This is a genomic window from Streptomyces broussonetiae (genome assembly GCF_009796285.1).
GTDB lineage: Bacteria > Actinomycetota > Actinomycetes > Streptomycetales > Streptomycetaceae > Streptomyces > Streptomyces broussonetiae.
Genome location: NZ_CP047020.1, coordinates 1,026,565 through 1,043,274, shown reverse-complemented (window position 1 = coordinate 1,043,274; position 16,710 = coordinate 1,026,565). Strand labels below are relative to the sequence as shown.

The following is a 16,710-nucleotide window of genomic DNA, read 5'->3' as shown; positions in this document are numbered from 1 at the left end:
GACCTGTTCTCTGCGTGGAGGAGATTCACCGTGCGCTCAGCCCTCCGTCCCACGGCGGCATGCGTGGCCGCCGCCGCGATCGGCATCGGCGTACCCGTGTTCGCCGTACCCGTGGCGCACGCGGACGAGGCAAGCCCCGATCTGGTGGTCTCGGCCCTGCCGAGCGCCGCCCCCAAGCCGGGCGAGGTGTACGACCGGTCCGTCACGGTCACCAACAAGGGCACCGCGCCCGCGCACGGATTCACCTTCCGGATCCGGCTGACCCGCGGGCTCGACTTCCCGCAGCACGCCGACGGCTGCGTGTACTCGACCATCGCCGACCAGGTCCGGCAGGCGCTGTGCAAGGTGGACACCGTGATCGACCCCGGCGCCTCGGTGACCGCCCCGGTCCGGTTCAAGGCGCTGCCCAAGGCGCTCATGGAGGCCGTCGAGTACGGCACGAGCCCCACCGGCGAGACCCCGACAGGCGGCTTCGACGACAGCTACCGGCGGCTGGCCCTGACCGCGGACAGCACGGCCGACCTCCTGGCGCAGGGCGACCTGGCGGAGGGCGGGCCCGGCAGCCGGGTGACCGTCACCGCGACGCTGCGCAACGACGGCCCCGGCTGGATCCGGCAGCAGGAGGGCGACGACCAGCCGGCCCTGAAGGTACGGATCCCGTCGGGCACCGTCGCCGTCGAAGTACCCGCGGACTGCGCGCCGTTCGGGACCGACGGCCCGACCGGACCGTCGGCGCCGGGCCACTCCACGTATGTGTGCGCGCCCGCCGACCACACCATCGACGCCGACCAGTTCCTCGACTACGGCTTCGTCCTCCGGATCGCGAAGAACGCCAAGGACACCAGGGGCGAGGTGACGGTCAGTTCGGTCCACGGCGTCCGCCCGGCCTTCGACAAGAACCCGGCGAACGACACGGCGTACCTGAACGTGGACGTGACCGGCGGCGGCGAGCCCGGCACCGGCACCTCCGGTGGGACCACGACCGGCGGCGGTTCCGGTGCCGGCGGTTCCGGCACCGGCGGCCGGGGCAACGACCCGCACGGCCGGACCACCGGCGGCTCCGGCGCGACGGGTACCACGGGTACGACCGGCGGCACCGGCACGTCGGGCGGCACGGGTACGGCGGGTTCGGCGTCCGGCACGGCGGGTTCGGCGTCGGACACCTCCGGGACCGCCGGCAGCGACGGCATCCTCGCCGCCACCGGCAGCGACGGCATGCCGCTGCTGGCCGGAGCCGCGGTGGGAGCGACAGCGATCGGCGGTCTGGCACTGTGGGCGGTACGCCGCCGGACCACCGGGAAGTGACCGGGCCGAGCACCGGGCCGTAGCGGCAGCCGCGACGCTCCGGGCGTGCGCCGCCGCGGGCGGCCGTGCCGGGTCCACGCCGTGCCGGGTCCACGCCGCCGCGGGCGGCCGTGGCGGGTTCACGCCGTGCCGGGCCCACGCCGCCGCGGGCGGCCGTGCCGGGCCCACGCCGTGGCGGGTCCACGCCGTGGCGGGTCCACACCGTGCCGGGGCAGCTGCCGGGGCGCGGGCGCCGGGAGCGGTGCCGCCGTAGGCCCTCGTGGCCCACTGCGGCGCCGGCAGGACCGGCCTGATCGTGCAGCTGGACGCGGCGCGCGGCGCCTCCCGTCGCCGTCACCCGGTCCGCCTGCAGGGGCAGGCGACGGCACGCGCCGAGTCGGCGACGCCTGCTCAGAGGGGCGTCGCCGCGCGCAGCAGGAGCAGGAGCGTCAGCGCAGAGGTGGCCGAGAACATCGCGGAGAGCGCGGCTCCGGTGGCCGCGGTCCACAGGGCCAGGCCCACGGCAGTGAAGACGGACGGCCAGGTGCGGGCGCTCGGTGCCGGAGCCAGCAGGGCGGCGACCCGGCGGGGCAGCGGGCCCGGGGCGGCCAGGGCGGCGAGTGTCGGTGCCGGGGTGGCGCGGGAGACGAGCGCCGCGGTGCCGATCGCGCGCGCGACGGCCTTGCGGCTGCCGACGGCCCGGGCGGCCTCCTCGTCCGCCCAGCGCTCCGCGGTGTAGGCGACCGCCGTCCGCAGCGGCCACAGGAACGGGTTGGCGCGCGCGGCGAGTTGGATCAGCAGCAGGTGCCGGTGGTGGCGGGCGGCGAGGTGGGCCCGCTCATGGGCGAACAGCGCGCGCCGTTCCCGGGAGGCGAGGCAGCCGAGCATGGCCGTGGACGCCACGATCCGGTCGCGCGGTCCGCCGGGCAGCGCATAGGCGTACGGCCGGTCGTCGGGCAGCACGGCGACCTGGGTGGACGGCAGTCCCCTCAGCGCCGCGTGGGCCCGGCGTCGTACCCGGCGGTGACGCAGCAGCGCCCGGCCGCAGGCGGCGACGACCGCGAGCAGCGCGGGGATCGCGGCCTTCCCCGCGACCTCGTGCCGGGGCACGCTCTCGCGCACCTCGGGGTCCGACCAGCCGTCCGGCAGGGGATTGCCGGGCAGTTGGGCCGTGCCGACCACCACCAGCAGCCCCAGACACACCGTGCTGCACAGCGCCATGACCGTGGCCACCCAGGTCAGCAGGACGGTCGCGGTGCGCGGGTGCAGGCGTTGCTCGGCCAGGCGGGCGACCGGCCACGCCGTGAGCGGCAGGACCAGAGGAAGGAGGACGAAGATTCCCATGTGCGCTCGGTCTCGTCCTCAGCTCTCGTCCGCGGCCTGGTCCAGCAGTTCGCGCAGCAGCTGCTCGTCGCCCTCCGGCAGGGCGGTGATGAACCGGGCCAGCACCGCACGGCGGTCCTGTTCGCCGTCGAGCACCTTGCGCATCTTGAGGGCGGCGAGCCCCGCCTCGTCGGCGGCGGGCAGCCACACGAACGACCTGCCCTCGCGCCGACGGGTCACGGCGTTCTTCGCCAGCAGTCGGGCGAGGACCGTCATCACGGTCGTGTAGGCGAGACCGGCGGCCAGATGTTCCTGCACCCAGCCGGCGGTCACCGGGCCCCCGGCCTCGTGCAGCGCCGCGAGCACCTGTGTCTCCAGTGCGCCCTGCGCCCTGCGCCGACGGCGCGGATCGGGGTCCGTCACCGGCTGTCTCCCTTCTGCCCCGCCCACTCGTGCCGGAGGAACGTCACATCGTACAGATCCGCATGTGACGGCCGTGCCGCACGGCCCATTTTCTTCTACAGTGCTGTAGATTTCAGGCGAGTCCGGAAGGCGGGTCGGGGACGACGGAGCCGAACCGATCGCGGGTGTGGAGGGAAGAGCCGTGGGTGTTCCCCTGTCCGGGCGGCCGGCCCCAAGAGCGGGGTCAGTCGCGGGAGTTGCCGAAGAGGATGCGGTAACCGATGAGCAGCACCAGGGAGCCGCCGATCGCCGCACCCCAGGTGTAGAGGTCGAAGAAGTGCTTCTCCACCGGGCGGTCGAGGAAGCGGGCCGAAAGCCAGCCGCCGATGAAGGCGCCCGCGATGCCGATGACGGTGGTGCCGATGAGGCCGCCCGGGTCACGGCCCGGCAGCAGCACCTTCGCTATGGCTCCGGCGGCCAGGCCGAGGATGATCCAGCCGATGATGCCCACGGTGTTGTCCTCCAGTCGGATTGCGTGTTTGCGCAAGCCTAGGGGTGGTTGGGATGTCCAGTACAAGCGGTACCGACCCCTGGTGATGACCCGTCGAGGTTCTGCTACATGATTAAGACATTGCGCAACTGGGGAACCGGGAGGGCCCCGGTGGCGTTGATCGAGATGGATGCCGGAAACGTGAGCGGCTGCGGAGGACGTGGATGAGTGTGTCCCTGACCAAGGGCGGCAATGTGTCGCTGAGCAAGCAGGCCCCCGGCCTGACTGCGGTGACGGTCGGGCTGGGCTGGCAGGCGAACACCGGATACGAGCCGGACGCGGCCGCGTTGCTCTGCGACCGGTCCGGGCAGGTGCTGTCCGATGAGCACTTCGTCTTCTTCAACAACCTCACCAGCCCCGACGGTTCGGTCCGCCACGGTGGCGGGGGCGCCCCCGCCGGGGGTGACGACCAGCGGATCCAGGTCGACCTGACCCGGGTCCCGGCCCAGGTCGAGAAGATCGTCTTCCTCGTGTCCCTGTACGACGGCGCGAGCCGGGGCCAGACCTTCGCCCAGGTGCACCGCGCGCACATCCGTGTCCTCGACCAGGACGGCGGTATCGAACTCGCCCGCTACGACCTCGCGTCCGGCGGTCTGTCGACCGAGACCGCGCTGGTCCTCGGCGAGCTGTACCGGCACGGCGCGGAATGGAAGTTCCGCGCGATCGGCCAGGGCTACGCCACGGGCCTCGCCGGCATCGCCACCGACTACGGCGTGACCGTGCTCCAGGAGACGTCACCGGGCCCGGCGCCGAGCCCGGAACCCGGCCCGGCACCCAGCCAGGCCGGCCCGGCCGACGCGCCGCGGACGAGCGTGGCGCCACCCGCGCCGTCCGTCCCACCCAAGCCACTGGTCGCCGCTTCGCCGGCCCCGGCGTTCCCCGTATCCCCGCAACCCACCGGGAGTTCCACCGTGACCTGCTTCTTCGACCCCAACCACGGCCCGGGCATCACGACCGTGACCTGGTCCCCGCAGTGGGGTGTGCCCCGGCCCGTCCAGACCTGCGGCGGCTGCGCACAGCGCGTGCAGACCACGGTTCCGCCGTTCTACACGCCGCCCCAGCAGGGCTACCCGCAGCCCGCGCAGCAGGGCTACCCGCAGCAGGGCTACCCGCAGCAGGGCTACCCGCAGCCTGGATATCCTCAGCAGGGCTACGCGGAGCCGTACGCCGACCACCACGACCATCACCAGCAGGGCGGTGGCCGGCGCTTCGGCACCGGCGCGCTCATCGGTGCCGGAGCGGCCGGTCTCATCGGCGGCGCGCTGCTCAACGAGGCGTTCGACGACGACGAACCGGACGTCGAGGTGAACAACTTCTACGAGGACTGACCCGGCCCGCCCCGGGTCCCCGTGTACCCGTGCGCCCCCGGCCCGTCCCCGGTGGCGCACGGCGGCCCGGACCGGACGCCTACACTGGGTGGGCACATATGTGGCGGCTGTGACGAGGGCGGGGACGGGAGAGGGCTGTGACGGAGATCGCCGGTGGCTTCGAGGACCCGCCCGCCGAGGTGCTGGCAGAGGCCGCCGCGGCGTTCGGGCTGCTCGCATCCTCCGCCCGGCTGCACCTGATGTGGGCCCTGTCCCAGGGCGAGAGCGATGTCACGCATCTCGCCGACCGGGTGGGCGGCGCGCTGCCCGCGGTCAGCCAGCATCTGGCGAAGCTCAAGCTCGCCGGACTCGTCCGCTCGCGCCGCGAGGGCCGACGGCAGGTCTACTACATCGACGACCCCGACGTGGTCACCCTGGTCCGGGTGATGGTGAGCCAGCTGACCGCGCGCTCGCAGCACGCCTCCGCCCCCGTCCACCGCCTGCGCGGGATCGGTGGCTGAGAGCGCCGCGCCCGCGGGACAGGACGCCCAAGGGCCCGCTGCCGGTGCCGCGACGGCGATCGGCGCGGCCCCGGCGGCCGATCCGTCCCCCGTCGAGACGGGCGGACCAACCCTGCTCGAGGTGCTGCGCGAGCTGGACACCGGCCCGCGCGGGCTGACCGAGGCACAGGCCGAGCAACGGCTCGCCCGGCACGGCGGGAACGTGCTTCCGGCCCGCCAGGAGGCCTCCTGGCCACGGCTGTTCGTCCGCAGTGCGCGCGACCCGTTCACCGCCGTCCTGCTCTGCCTCGGACTGGTCTCGGCCGTGGTCTGCGCCTGGGGGACCGCTTCCGTGATCCTCCTGCTCGTCGCGGTGAGCTGCGTGCTGCGGGCGACCGGCGAGCACCGCGCCGACCGGTCCACGGCCGCCTTGCGCGAACTCGTCGCCACCACCGCCACGGTGCTGCGCCGCGCCGAGGAGGATGCGCCGCCCACGAGCCGCGAACTCCCGGTGGACGAGCTGGTTCCGGGAGACGTGATCCGACTCGCCCCGGGTGACCTGGTCCCGGCGGACGTGCGCCTGCTGCGGGCCGGCGGTCTGACCGTGCACCAGTCCGCGCTGACCGGGGAGTCCGCTCCCGTCCCCAAGTCCGCGGACGACACACCGCGTGGCACCGACGGTGCTGTCCCCGTTCCCGTCGTGCCGGGGGCGTTCCAGCAGCCGCAGTGGTGTTTCCAGGGCAGCAGTGTCGCCTCCGGCAGCGCCACCGCGGTCGTCACCGCCACCGGCGCGCGAACCCGGTTCGCCACCGCACACGGTCCCACCGCCACGGACCGGGAGCCGAGCGCCTTCGACCGCTCCGTCCACGGCGTGTCCTGGATCCTGATCCGCTTCATGCTGCTGACCCCGCCGCTGGTGCTGATGGCCAACGCGGCGCTGCGCGACCGTGGTCTGGAGACGCTGCCGTTCGCCGTCGCCGTCGCCGTCGGGCTCACCCCGGAGATGCTGCCGGTCCTCGTCACCACCTGTCTGGCCCGCGGGGCCACGCTGCTCGCCCGCACGCACGGCGTGATCGTCAAACGGCTGCCCGCGCTGCACGACGTCGGCGCCGTCGACGTGCTCTGCCTCGACAAGACCGGCACGCTGACCCGGGACCGGCCGGTCGTGCACCGCTCGCTGGGACCCGACGGGCAGGCGGAGCCCGCCGTACTGCACTGGGCCGCCGTCAACGCGTGGTGGACCCTCCAACTCGCCGACCTGCCCGAACCCGACGCCCTCGACGAGGCCGTCCTGGACACGGCCGACGAGGACGCGCTCCTGGCGTACGACGGTGTGGCGGCCGTCCCCTTCGACCCGGTCCGCCGCCTCGCCACCGCCGTCGTCCGCGCCCCCGGCCGCCTCGGCGTCCACACCCTGGTCGTGAAGGGTGACGTCCGGGCCGTCCTGGAGCGCTGTGCGCTCACCGACGAGCAGCGCGAGCGCCTGCACGCACACGCCGGCCGGCACGCCGACGACGGGCTGCGCGTCCTGGCCGTCGCCACCGCGGAGCGCCCCGCCCGTACCCGCGGCTACACCCCGGCCGACGAACGCGGGCTGACCTTCCGGGGCCTGATCACGCTGCGGGACGCGCTCGCGCCCACCGCCGCCGACGCCCTGCAGGTGCTCACCGACCGTGGTGTCGCCGTCAAGGTCCTCACCGGCGACCACCCGGGCACGGCCGCCCGCGCCTGCCGCGACCTCGGCATCCCCCTCACCGGGACCGACGTGCTCGACGTCGGCGGCACCGACACCCTCACCGACGGCGAACTGTCCGGCCTGGCCGCCCGTACGACCGTCTTCGCGCGCTGTACACCCGAGCACAAGGCCCGGATCATCCAGGCCCTGCGCTCCGCCGGGCACACCGTCGGCTTCCTCGGTGACGGCGTCAACGACCTGCCCGCCCTGCGCGCCGCCGACGTCGGCATCGCCCCGCGCGACGCCGCCGACGTGGCCCGTGAGAGCGCCGATGTGGTGCTCGCCCGCAAGGACCTCACCGGCGTCGCCCACGCCGTCCGTGCGGGCCGGCACGCAAGCGGCAACATCGCCACCTATCTGCGTGTCACGCTCTCCTCCAACTTCGGCAACGTGATCGCGATGCTCTCCGCGGGCCTGCTGCTGCCGTTCCTGCCGATGCTCCCGGCCCAGGTCCTCACCCAGAACCTGTGCTTCGACGCCGCTCAGCTCGCCTTCGCCCAGGACCGGCCGCCCGCCGCGGTGCTGCGCCGTCCGACCGTGCTGCGCCCGCGTGACCTGCTGCGGTTCATCGTTGGATTCGGTGTGCTCAACGCCGTCGCCGACCTCGCCACCTTCGTCGTCCTGGCGCTCGCCCTGCACGGACTGGGGCCGGGTGGCGACGAGGCGGTGTTCCACTCCGGCTGGTTCACCGAGAACCTGCTCACCCAGGCCCTGGTGATGGTGCTGCTGCGCGCCGGCGGTCATGGTGCGCGGGGACGCCGGCCCGGCCCGGTGGCCTGGGCTGCCATCGCCCTGGCCGTCATCGGCCTGGTGGTGCCGCCCTCCCCGCTCGGACCGGCACTGGGCCTCAGGCCCCTGCCGGTCCTCTACTACGCCCTGCTGACCGCGGTCCTGGCCCTGTACGCCGCGGGCCTGCTGGTGGCCAGGGCGCGGTATTCGCGCGGTCGAGGTGTGTCCGTGCGGTCGGGACGCCGGTGACGGGAGTCTGCGAACACACACCCTGCGTTGTTCTTAACCAGGAGGCGTACACTCCGCCTCCCGTGCCGTCCCAGGTGCGCACACGGTTGCATCAGGTGCCTGACCTGTGAATTGCGTGTGTATCGGCGCTGCTCGGGCCACAGGTTTGTTAGATTGCGCAACCATGCAAGCAAGGTGGAGCAGTGCGCTCCGCCTGCCGTACACCGCCGCGCAGGCCTGGCCGTGGACACCCCACGGCCCGGACTGACGGGCCCGACCGTTCATGGGAGTGGGAGATGAGCGACCCGTGGGACGGCCCCGCCGGCCAGGCCACGCGGAGCCGCAGCGCACGGGTACCCGGGCAGCGCGCGGCCGAGCCCGACGGCACACGTCAGGGCGGCAGGGCCGCGGCCCGGGAGGCCGCCCGTAAGCGCGGCTCCAAGCGCGGACGCCGGGCCCGTCCGGCGGGGCGCGGCAAACGGGTGCTGAAGATCCTCGGCATAGGCATGTCGGTCGTCATCGTGGTCACGGCCGGTGCGGGCTGGTGGTTCTACGAGCACCTGAACGGCAACATCCACAGCCTCTCGCTGGACGGCAAGGGCGGCACCGAGAAGGCCGACGCCTTCGGCCGCACCCCGATCAACATCCTGGTCATGGGCTCGGACGGCCGTACCAGCGCGGAGGACTGCAAGCTCGGCGGCGGCTGCTCCAAGACCGGTGTGCAGACCGGCAGCAACGCCGACGTGGAGATGGTGCTGCACATATCCGCCGACCGCTCCAACGCCACCGTGATGAGCATCCCGCGCGACACCATGACCAAGGTGCCCGCCTGCACCGACAGCGAGACCAAACAGTCCACGAACGGCTACTACGGCCAGATCAACAGCGCGCTGCAGTACGGCCCCGCCTGCCAGGTGGCCACCGTCCACCAGCTCACCGGCATCCCCATCGACCACTTCGTCAAGCTCGACTTCTCCGGCGTGGTGAAGATGTCCGACGCGATAGGCGGTGTCTCCGTCTGCGTCAGCAACGACGTCTACGACACCTACTCGCACCTGAAGCTGTCCAAGGGCGGCCACACCCTCAAGGGCGATGCGGCGCTGGAGTTCGTCCGCTCCCGGCACGGCTTCGGCGACGGCAGTGACCTCGGCCGCACCACGACCCAGCACATCTTCCTCAGCGCGATGATCCGCAAGTTCAAGAGCGCGGGCACGCTGACCGACCCGACGGCGGTCTACGGCCTGGCCGACGCGGCCACCAAGGCGCTGACGGTGGACGACGGTCTGGGGACGGTGAAGAAGCTGATCTCGCTCGCCTCGGACGTGAACAAGGTGCCGACGAAGCGGATGACGTTCACGACGATGCAGACGGCCCCCGACCCCACCGACAGCAACCGTCTGGTCATCGGCCCGGGTGCGAAGACGCTGTTCTCCACCATCGCCAACGACCAGTCGTTGACGACCGGTTCGGGCGGGAAGTCGGCGGCGGCCTCGGCGACCGCGAAGCCCACCGCCTCGGCGGTGCCCGCGTCGCAGCTCGCCGTGACCGTGGGGAACGGCACCACGATCCCCGGCCGGGCCTCGGACGTCGCAGCCGCCCTGACGGACCAGGGTTTCGGTTCCGCCACGGTCACGCACGGCGCCCCCACCTCCGCGGCGACCACACTGACCTACGGCACCGGTCAGAAGGCGCAGGCGCAGACGGTCGCCAAGGCGCTCGGCCTGTCCTCCTCGCACCTGAAGCAGGGCACCGGTACGGGCCTGACCCTGGTGATCGGCGCCGACTGGCCGAGCGGCACGAGCTTCCCCGGCGGCACGTCCTCGCCGGCGCCCGCCGACACGCACGCCGCGGTCTCCAACGCGCACGCCTCCACCGCCGACGAGGCCAAGAGCTGTGCCCAGGTCAGCCAGTACCGGACGGTGAACCTCAACGGGGTGCCGATGACACCGGCACAGGCGTACGCGGCGGCGAAGAACGTACCCGACTCGGACTCCTGAGAGGCGGAGCCGGGCCCCGCAGGACGAGACACCTCCCGGTCGGCCGGGAGGTGTCCGGCGCGCGCCGGTCAGGGACTGGCGATGTCGTAGCCGTACCGCAGGGGCTCGTCGGACACGGCGTAGTCGCGGCGGTAGACGTACACCGCCTCCGCGTGCACGCCGTCGGGCGCGGCTGCCTCCACCTTGCAGGGGTACGTCACCTGGATCACGCGCGGTCGCCCGGAGACCTTCATGCGCAGTCCGTCCGCCGGACCGCCGTCCAGCCGCGCCGTCTCCCAACCCGTCACTTCGGTAGTCTCCACGGCGGACAGTTTAAGGGTTGCGCAAGTTTTGATCCGGTGACGCCTGTCACCGGTGCCCGGATTGAACGCGTCTATCCTGAGCGGGATGCGTCGCTGGTCATGTGCCCGGTGGCGGCGCCGGAAGCGGCCTCGCGTCCACGAGGCCGCACAGGGGGAGAGGGTGACCGATGGACTGGGTCTGGTGGGTGCTGATTCTCTTCTGGACGGGCGGGTTCGCCTGGCTCGCCGACACCCTGCGCACCGCGTTGCGCAACCGGCACGAACGGAAACTCGAGCTGATGGAGGCGGCGCGGCAGGACCGCCTTGCCGTGGAAACGGCGCACCAGACGCCGGAACCGGTCTGCGGGTGCACCCATCACCTTGCCAAACACGACAAGCAGGGCCGTTGTCACGAGCGCGTCGAGGTCCCGACGGCGTGGGACGAGAACAAGAAGCCGCTGCGCTACGAGGCCGGCGAGTGCAACTGCCAGCAGTACGTCGGCCCCCAGCCGCTGTCACAGGTGTACGCGGAGGACCTGACCGACCGGGCCTGAGGCCGGGTCGGGCGACCCGGTGAAAGAAGGAGGAGCGCCAGGCCGGTGTCACCGCTACGCCGGCTGCTGGGAGGCGGCTGCGGTGGGCGCCAGGTCGGCCAGCGCGAGGGGGCGAGCCGGCGGGTCGGGCAGGGCGATGTGGGACGTGGGGTGCAGGTCGGGGCCCACGTGGAGCAGTTCGCCGGGATCCATGAGCCGCCACAGCGGGTTCTCGTCCATGGGCTCGCTGGCCACGACGACGGAGGCGAGCGCGCCGAGCCGCGCCGACCGTACGCGCAGATGGCCGTCGCGGCCGACGTGGTCCAGATGCCGGGTTCCGTGCTGGCCGCCGGCCGGGCGCCGCAGGACGTACAGCTCGTGGGTGGCGGGATAGCGCAGGGCCCACAGTTCGTGGGCGGTGATGAGGATGACGTTGAGGGCGTACAGGGGAAGGTGCTCGGCGACCCAGCGCGCGGCGGACACGAGGCCGGCGGACACGTCACCGCCATGTGCCGTGGTCTCGCGCGTGATCAGGGCGAAGAAGCGCTCGGAGTCGGTGTCGCCGTGCACCAGCGAGAGGTCCTCGCCCAGGTGGCGGTCGAGGGCGTCGAGCCCCTCGATCACACCGTTGTGCGCGAACAACCGCCCTTCCTGTACGAAGGGATGGGTGTTGCGCACGTCCAGGCCTCCGGTCGAGGCGTAGCGGATGTGGGCGAGGAACGTGGCCGACTCGACCTCCCGGGCTTCCTGGGCGAAGGCGCGGTCCTCATAGGCGGCGATCGGGGCCTTGTGCACCTGCGGTGTACCGTCCGCGTCGAAGTACCCGAGCCCGGTGCCGTCGGGCTCGCGGTGACTCTGCGCGCTGAGACTGTCGGGTGCGTCGAGCAGCCAGAACGTGGCGTGGGTGCGGTGGGGGGAGCTGATCAGTCCGAACAGTCGGCACACGACGTCCTCCTTGTCACCGGTCCTCTGCCGAGCCCCGGCACCGTTGCGGCTGGACGACCATGGTCCCGCGCGCCGGACGTTCCCGCACCCGGCCCTGCGCCCGGATCACCTTCCCGATCGTCGCCGGCTGGGGTGTCGTGAAGTCGACCGGAGCGGACAGCTCTTCGGCGCCGAGGGCGCAACGGAGTGCCGCGACGTGGTCCGTGAGCGGGAGCGGGAGGAACGGCCGGTGCCGGTCGCCGGAGCGGCACCGGCCGTCGCAGCCGGACAGCACGGGTGCGGCCGTCACCTCGTCGAACTCATCGGCGACCCCCGTGAGCGGTCGCGCGGCCAGGCCGGCGCAGCCCTCCGGGGGCTCGCTGGACGAGGTCCGCGGCGGCCGACTCCCAGGTGGGATGGGTGAAGGAGAACCCGGCCTCCCGGAGCCGACCCGGTATCACCCGGCGGCTCTTGAGCAGCAGTTCGGTGTCCGAGCGCAGCGCGAACGCGCCCAGTTCCGCCATCCAGCGCGTCGCGGGCAGCCCGACCGGGACGCCCCAGGCGGCGCGCAGCGTGCGCATGAAGTCCCGTTGGGGCAGCGGGCCGGGGGTGGCGAGGTTGACCGGTCCGTCGATGTCGGCGCGGTCGATCAGGAACTCCACCGCGCGGACGAAGTCCTCGTCATGGATCCAGGAGACGTACTGCGCGCCACCGGCGACGGGTCCCCCGAGCCCCACCCGGGCGAGCCCCAGCAGGGCGTCGAAGACGCCGCCCGGGTCCGGGCTCATCACCATCGCCGAGCGCAGCGCCACCTTGCGGGTCGCCGGCGTCGGCGCCTCGTGCTGCGCGCGCTCCCAGTTCCGCGCGATCTCGACGCTGAAGCCCCAGTAGTCCGGCACCCCGGTCTCCGAGCCGCCGATCACGCCCGTCGCCTCGTCGTGCGCCGCGTCGAAGCGGTGGGCGTAGATCGTCGCGGTGCTCATCTGCAGCCAGACCCGCGGTGGCCGTGCGGCCGCGGCGATCGCCTCGCCGACCACGCGTGCGGAGTCGACCCGGGAGTCCATCATGGCCCGCAGGTTCTCGGGGGTGTAGCGGCAGGAGACACTGCGTCCGGCCAGGTTGATCACCACGTCGCAGCCGTCGACCGCCTCGGCCCACGGGCCGAGCGTGACCCCGTCCCAGCCGGTCTGGCGTTCTCGTCGCGGATGCCTGGTCAGCACCGTGACCTCATGACCCGCCGCCGTCAGCGCGCGGTCGAGAATCGTGCCCACCTGTCCGGTTCCCCCGGCCAGAACCACGTTCATTCACAGCCCCCTTGTGCGAGTGGGGCCCAGCCTAGTCCTGTATTTGAACGGGTTCAAAAGGGAGGTCGGTGCGCATGTCCCGGGGTGTCGGCTCCGTCGCATAGGCTGACCCGCGAGAGGGCCGACGCCGGGTCGCCTCGATGCGGAGAGGAGAAGCCCGTGGACACCGTCGGGGAGAGCCTGGACCGGGCGCTGGAAGGGGCGTTCACCCGTCCTGTCCCCAAGTCCGCGCAGGCTCGGATGAAGTACCTGGTCAAGCAGCTCAAGGGCACACGGCCGGCCGCCGAACTGCTGGGTGTCTCGCAGCGCACGGTGGAGCGGTACGTGGTCGGGACGCTCAAGCACCCGCGCAAGGACCTCGCCATGCGGCTGGAACGCGAGGTCAGGCTGCGCTGGCAGCCGCAGGTGCGGGCGCGGGCCAAGGGCCGGGCCGCCGCGGCGGAGGGCATCGTCGTCTCGGCGCGCGCCCGGTTCGGCTTCACGGCGGCTCCGGGCACCACCGACGACGCCCGCCTGCGTCACATCACCCAGGCCCTGCCGCCCCGCTGGGCCGAGCGGCTGTTCGCCGCCCGGGACCGGGGTGCCACCGAGTCGCAGTTGCAGGAGATCGCGGCCCAGGGGCTGGGGGAGATGTACTTCCGCGACGCCGGCCGGCGCGCGCACGGCCTGCTGGTGGAGTTCACCGACGTCGAGGACATCGACATCTCCCTGTGATCCCGCTGGTCGGCGGTGCGGCTCGGACGGCGTTCACCGTGCGGGTGACGGTCGTGCGGCCGGCGCAGGCAGGTCAGGAAGGCAGCAGGCGCAGGGCGTACAGCGCGCCACCCAGGTCGGCCAGCGCGGTCGGGTCGGTGAGGGAGCGGCCGGTCAACTCCTCGATGCGGCGCAGCCGGTAGCGCACGGTGTTGGGGTGGACGAAGAGCCGGTCCGCCGCCTCGGCCGCCACACCGCCCGCGGTGAACCAGTACGCCAGCGTCCGCAGCAGCCGCGCCCGCTCCGCCTCCGGGAGCCGCAGGACCGGCCCGAGGGCGACCTCGACCAGCCGGCTCGCCTCCGCCGGGGCCGCGGCCACCAGCATGGCCAGCGGGCTGTCGTCGAAGAGGGTGATCCCCGGTCCGTCGCCGGGCAGCCCGGCCAGGGCGAGCCGGGCGAAGCGCAGCGCCTGCGGGGTCTCCCGCAGCGAGTCGAAGCGGGGGCTGATCCCCACCCGGGCGCGCCGTCGGCGCAGCGCCCGCAGGCTCACCGGCTCCGCGTCCCGGTGCGCCAGCGAGACCAGTCCGATCTGCTGGTCGGGCAGCAGTCGCCAGACCGACGCCACCCCGGACCGGCGCAGCGCCGACTCGATCCCGGGCAGCGGCTCCTGCCCGGGATCCGGCACGGTGGCGGCCACGACCGCGTACGGGCCCCGCTCCGGCAGACCGAGCTGCCGCGCCGCCTCCCAGGGCGTCGTACGGTCCGCGAGAGCGCCCGTGAACAGCGCCTCGGCCAACGCCGAGCGGCGTGCCTCACGTTGCAGCGCCAGCTCCGCGCTGGCCTCCCGGTACGCGGCCGCCACCGCCTCCGCGTACCGGCCGAACAGGGCCCAGATCTCCGACGAACCGGCCACCAGCTCGGCGTCCGTGACATCCGGGTGCCGGTGCGCCTCGTCGACCATCTCCGACCACAGCAGTTCGAACCCGACGCGGTAGGCGTGCAGCGTGTCGGCCAGCGGTACCCCCTGCTCCGCGCGCAGGCGTCCGGTCTGCCGCGCGGCTCCCACGTCGGGTTCGGCACCGAAGGCGAAACGGCCGAGGAGCAGGTCGGCGTTGTCCTCGCAGGAGTCCCTCAGGGACGCGAAGGGGATCAGCGCGTCGTCCGCGTACGACTCGACCTCCGCGCGGATGCGCTCGGTCATCCGCTCGCCCAGCTCCGGAAGACGTGTACGCAATGCCGCGCCGACTTGTGGCAAACCCATGTCCGCAGCGTACGACGGCCTGATTGTTCCCGGGAACAACTGAGACGGGTACGGACTGTGGGTGCGGCCATGGACGGCCCTCAGCGTGCGGGCGACCATGCCGGGAGCGTCGGCGGCGGGACCCGTGGGCGCCGGGAGCAGGGATGCGAGGAGGCATCATGGCCAATCTGGCGGACTTTCTGGTGGACACGGCGCGACGCCTGCCCGACCACCCGGCACTGCGCCTCGGCGCGGCGACGACCAGCTACGCCGAGCTGGACCGGCTGAGCGCCCAGGCGGCCGCCCTGCTGCGCACCGAGGGACTGCGCACCGGCGACCGGGTCGCGCTGATGCTCCCGAACGTGCCCGAGTTCGTCGTCCTGTACTACGCGGTCCTGCGTGCCGGTGGCATCGTGGTGCCGCTGAACCCGCTGCTGAAGGAGCGGGAGACCGCCTACCACCTGAAGGACTCCGGGGCCGTCCTGCTCTTCGAGTGGCACCGGGCCCCCGGCGAGGGCGCGGCGGGCGCGAGTGCCGCCGGGGTACGGCGCCTCGCGGTCGAACCCGCCGCCTTCGCCGCCGAACTGGCGCGCCTGGAGCCGCAGTACGAGGTGACCACCGTCGCCGGTGACGACATCGCCGTACTGCTCTACACCTCGGGCACCACCGGACATCCCAAGGGCGCCGCGCTCACCCACGCCGGGCTGCGCCACAACACCGAGGTCAACGTCACCGAGGTGCAGCGGCTGACCTCCGAGGACGTGATCGTCGGCTGTCTGCCGCTGTTCCACATCTTCGGGCAGACCTGCACGATGAACGTGGCCGTCCGCAGCGGAGCCTCGCTCACCCTCGTCCCGCGCTTCGAGCCGGGCGCGGTGCTCGACGCCGTCGCACGCGACCGGGCCACCGTCTTCGAGGGCGTGCCCACCATGTACGCCGCACTCCTGCAGCACCCGGGCCCCGTCGACGTGTCCAGCCTGCGCATGTGCGTCTCGGGCGGCGCCTCCCTGCCGGTGGAGGTGCTGCACGGGTTCGAGCGGCGCTTCGGCTGCATGGTGCTGGAGGGCTTCGGCATGTCCGAGACCAGCCCGGTCGTCTCCTTCAACCACCCCGACCGCCCGCGCAAGCCGGGCTCCATCGGCACCCCCGTCCGTGACGTCGAGGTCCGGCTGCTCGACGAGACCGGCCGGGACGTCGCACCGGGCGAGGTCGGCGAACTGGCCGTGCGCGGGCCGAACGTGATGAAGGAGTACTGGAACCGCCCCGAGGACACGGCCGCCGCCATCCCCGACGGCTGGCTGCGCACCGGCGATCTCGGCCGCCGGGACGAGGACGGCTACCTGTACATCGTCGACCGGAAGAAGGACCTGATCATCCGCGGCGGCTACAACGTCTACCCGCGCGAGATCGAGGAGGTCCTGCACGAGCACCCGGCCGTGGCCCTCGCCGCGGTTCTCGGCGTGCCCGACGAGCGGCTCGGCGAGGAGGTGGCGGCCGCGGTGGTGCTGCGTCCGGGAGCCCGGGCGGACACCGAGGAGTTGCAGCAGTTCGTCCGGGACCGGGTGGCCGCCTACAAGTACCCCCGGCGGCTCTGGCTGACGGACGCCCTGCCGATGGGCCCGAGCGGCAAGATCCTCAAGCGGGAGATCACCGCGCCGGCGAGGTGAGGGAACAACCCGC

Annotated in this window: 16 protein-coding genes; 8 read left to right on the top strand and 8 right to left on the bottom strand. The window is 73.0% G+C overall.

Translation table 11 applies throughout. From position 1 onward, the window contains the following. Window positions 1-30 precede the first annotated feature (30 nt). Window positions 31-1,305, top strand: a complete 1,275-nt coding sequence (locus GQF42_RS05055; RefSeq protein ID WP_158918028.1) for a COG1361 family protein — start codon at window positions 31-33, stop codon at window positions 1,303-1,305. A gap of 390 nt (window positions 1,306-1,695) precedes the next feature. Here the strand turns inward: GQF42_RS05055 and GQF42_RS05050 are convergent, their stop codons facing one another. From GQF42_RS05050 to GQF42_RS05040, 3 genes are all read right to left on the bottom strand, one after another. Then, window positions 1,696-2,628 carry a M56 family metallopeptidase gene (locus GQF42_RS05050; protein ID WP_158918026.1) on the bottom strand — a complete coding sequence of 311 codons (933 nt, stop codon included), beginning with the start codon at window positions 2,626-2,628 and terminating at the stop codon, window positions 1,696-1,698. Window positions 2,629-2,646: 18 nt separating this feature from the next. Further along, complete coding sequence (locus GQF42_RS05045) at window positions 2,647-3,030, bottom strand: BlaI/MecI/CopY family transcriptional regulator (RefSeq protein ID WP_158918024.1); 384 nt, start codon at window positions 3,028-3,030, stop codon at window positions 2,647-2,649. Window positions 3,031-3,253: 223 nt separating this feature from the next. Next, on the bottom strand, window positions 3,254-3,520 hold the full coding sequence (locus GQF42_RS05040) for a GlsB/YeaQ/YmgE family stress response membrane protein (RefSeq protein WP_067050267.1): 267 nt from the start codon (window positions 3,518-3,520) through the stop codon (window positions 3,254-3,256). A 203-nt stretch (window positions 3,521-3,723) separates the two neighbouring features. Between GQF42_RS05040 and GQF42_RS47210 the strand changes: the two genes are divergently transcribed. From GQF42_RS47210 to GQF42_RS05020, 4 genes are all read left to right on the top strand, one after another. Next, the gene (locus GQF42_RS47210) at window positions 3,724-4,887 is read left to right on the top strand and encodes a TerD family protein (protein ID WP_158918022.1); all 1,164 of its coding nucleotides are present in this window, start codon (window positions 3,724-3,726) and stop codon (window positions 4,885-4,887) included. A gap of 137 nt (window positions 4,888-5,024) precedes the next feature. Next, window positions 5,025-5,387 (top strand): ArsR/SmtB family transcription factor, encoded by a 363-nt coding sequence (locus GQF42_RS05030; protein ID WP_158918020.1) that lies wholly within the window; start codon window positions 5,025-5,027, stop codon window positions 5,385-5,387. Continuing rightward, on the top strand, window positions 5,380-8,079 hold the full coding sequence (gene mgtA / locus GQF42_RS05025; protein WP_158918018.1) for a magnesium-translocating P-type ATPase: 2,700 nt from the start codon (window positions 5,380-5,382) through the stop codon (window positions 8,077-8,079). The genes GQF42_RS05030 and mgtA overlap by 8 nt, the downstream gene beginning before the upstream one ends. 275 nt (window positions 8,080-8,354) lie before the next feature. Beyond that, window positions 8,355-10,055, top strand: a complete 1,701-nt coding sequence (locus GQF42_RS05020) for an LCP family protein (protein ID WP_233273243.1) — start codon at window positions 8,355-8,357, stop codon at window positions 10,053-10,055. Between the two features lie 68 nt (window positions 10,056-10,123). Here GQF42_RS05020 and GQF42_RS05015 read toward each other — a convergent pair whose 3' ends face one another. Beyond that, window positions 10,124-10,357, bottom strand: a complete 234-nt coding sequence (locus GQF42_RS05015) for a hypothetical protein (RefSeq protein WP_233273242.1) — start codon at window positions 10,355-10,357, stop codon at window positions 10,124-10,126. 167 nt (window positions 10,358-10,524) lie between these two features. Here GQF42_RS05015 and GQF42_RS05010 point away from each other — a divergent pair, with 167 nt between their 5' ends. After that, window positions 10,525-10,890, top strand: a complete 366-nt coding sequence (locus GQF42_RS05010) for a hypothetical protein (RefSeq protein ID WP_158918016.1) — start codon at window positions 10,525-10,527, stop codon at window positions 10,888-10,890. Window positions 10,891-10,944: 54 nt separating this feature from the next. On the opposite strand, the gene GQF42_RS05005 is transcribed toward GQF42_RS05010, so the two are convergent. The 3 genes from GQF42_RS05005 to GQF42_RS04995 are packed head-to-tail and all read right to left on the bottom strand — an operon-like array spanning window position 10,945 to window position 13,097. Beyond that, window positions 10,945-11,814, bottom strand: coding sequence for a class II glutamine amidotransferase (locus GQF42_RS05005; RefSeq protein WP_158918014.1), 870 nt, complete (start codon window positions 11,812-11,814; stop codon window positions 10,945-10,947). 13 nt (window positions 11,815-11,827) lie between these two features. Beyond that, entirely contained in the window at window positions 11,828-12,103 is a 276-nt protein-coding gene (locus tag GQF42_RS05000) for a hypothetical protein (protein WP_158918012.1), read from the bottom strand. A 10-nt stretch (window positions 12,104-12,113) separates the two neighbouring features. After that, window positions 12,114-13,097, bottom strand: coding sequence for a TIGR01777 family oxidoreductase (locus tag GQF42_RS04995; protein WP_158918010.1), 984 nt, complete (start codon window positions 13,095-13,097; stop codon window positions 12,114-12,116). Window positions 13,098-13,256: 159 nt separating this feature from the next. Between GQF42_RS04995 and tpg the strand changes: the two genes are divergently transcribed. Next, window positions 13,257-13,811, top strand: coding sequence for a telomere-protecting terminal protein Tpg (gene tpg, locus GQF42_RS04990; protein WP_158918008.1), 555 nt, complete (start codon window positions 13,257-13,259; stop codon window positions 13,809-13,811). Between the two features lie 73 nt (window positions 13,812-13,884). Here tpg and GQF42_RS04985 read toward each other — a convergent pair whose 3' ends face one another. Then, window positions 13,885-15,051: a PucR family transcriptional regulator gene (locus GQF42_RS04985; RefSeq protein WP_158918006.1), complete on the bottom strand. Its 1,167-nt coding sequence runs from the start codon at window positions 15,049-15,051 to the stop codon at window positions 13,885-13,887. Between the two features lie 158 nt (window positions 15,052-15,209). Between GQF42_RS04985 and GQF42_RS04980 the strand changes: the two genes are divergently transcribed. Continuing rightward, complete coding sequence (locus tag GQF42_RS04980; protein ID WP_158918004.1) at window positions 15,210-16,697, top strand: long-chain-fatty-acid--CoA ligase; 1,488 nt, start codon at window positions 15,210-15,212, stop codon at window positions 16,695-16,697. The last annotated feature ends 13 nt before the right edge of the window (window positions 16,698-16,710 follow it).

Coding starts and splice junctions, on each gene's coding strand:
- GQF42_RS47210 (WP_158918022.1), top strand. CDS start 3,724: ATGAGTGTGTCCCTGACCAAGGGCGGCAATGTGTCGCTGAGCAAGCAG.
- GQF42_RS05050 (WP_158918026.1), bottom strand. CDS start 2,628: ATGGGAATCTTCGTCCTCCTTCCTCTGGTCCTGCCGCTCACGGCGTGG.
- GQF42_RS05010 (WP_158918016.1), top strand. CDS start 10,525: ATGGACTGGGTCTGGTGGGTGCTGATTCTCTTCTGGACGGGCGGGTTC.
- GQF42_RS04985 (WP_158918006.1), bottom strand. CDS start 15,051: ATGGGTTTGCCACAAGTCGGCGCGGCATTGCGTACACGTCTTCCGGAG.
- GQF42_RS05020 (WP_233273243.1), top strand. CDS start 8,355: ATGAGCGACCCGTGGGACGGCCCCGCCGGCCAGGCCACGCGGAGCCGC.
- GQF42_RS04995 (WP_158918010.1), bottom strand. CDS start 13,097: ATGAACGTGGTTCTGGCCGGGGGAACCGGACAGGTGGGCACGATTCTC.
- GQF42_RS04980 (WP_158918004.1), top strand. CDS start 15,210: ATGGCCAATCTGGCGGACTTTCTGGTGGACACGGCGCGACGCCTGCCC.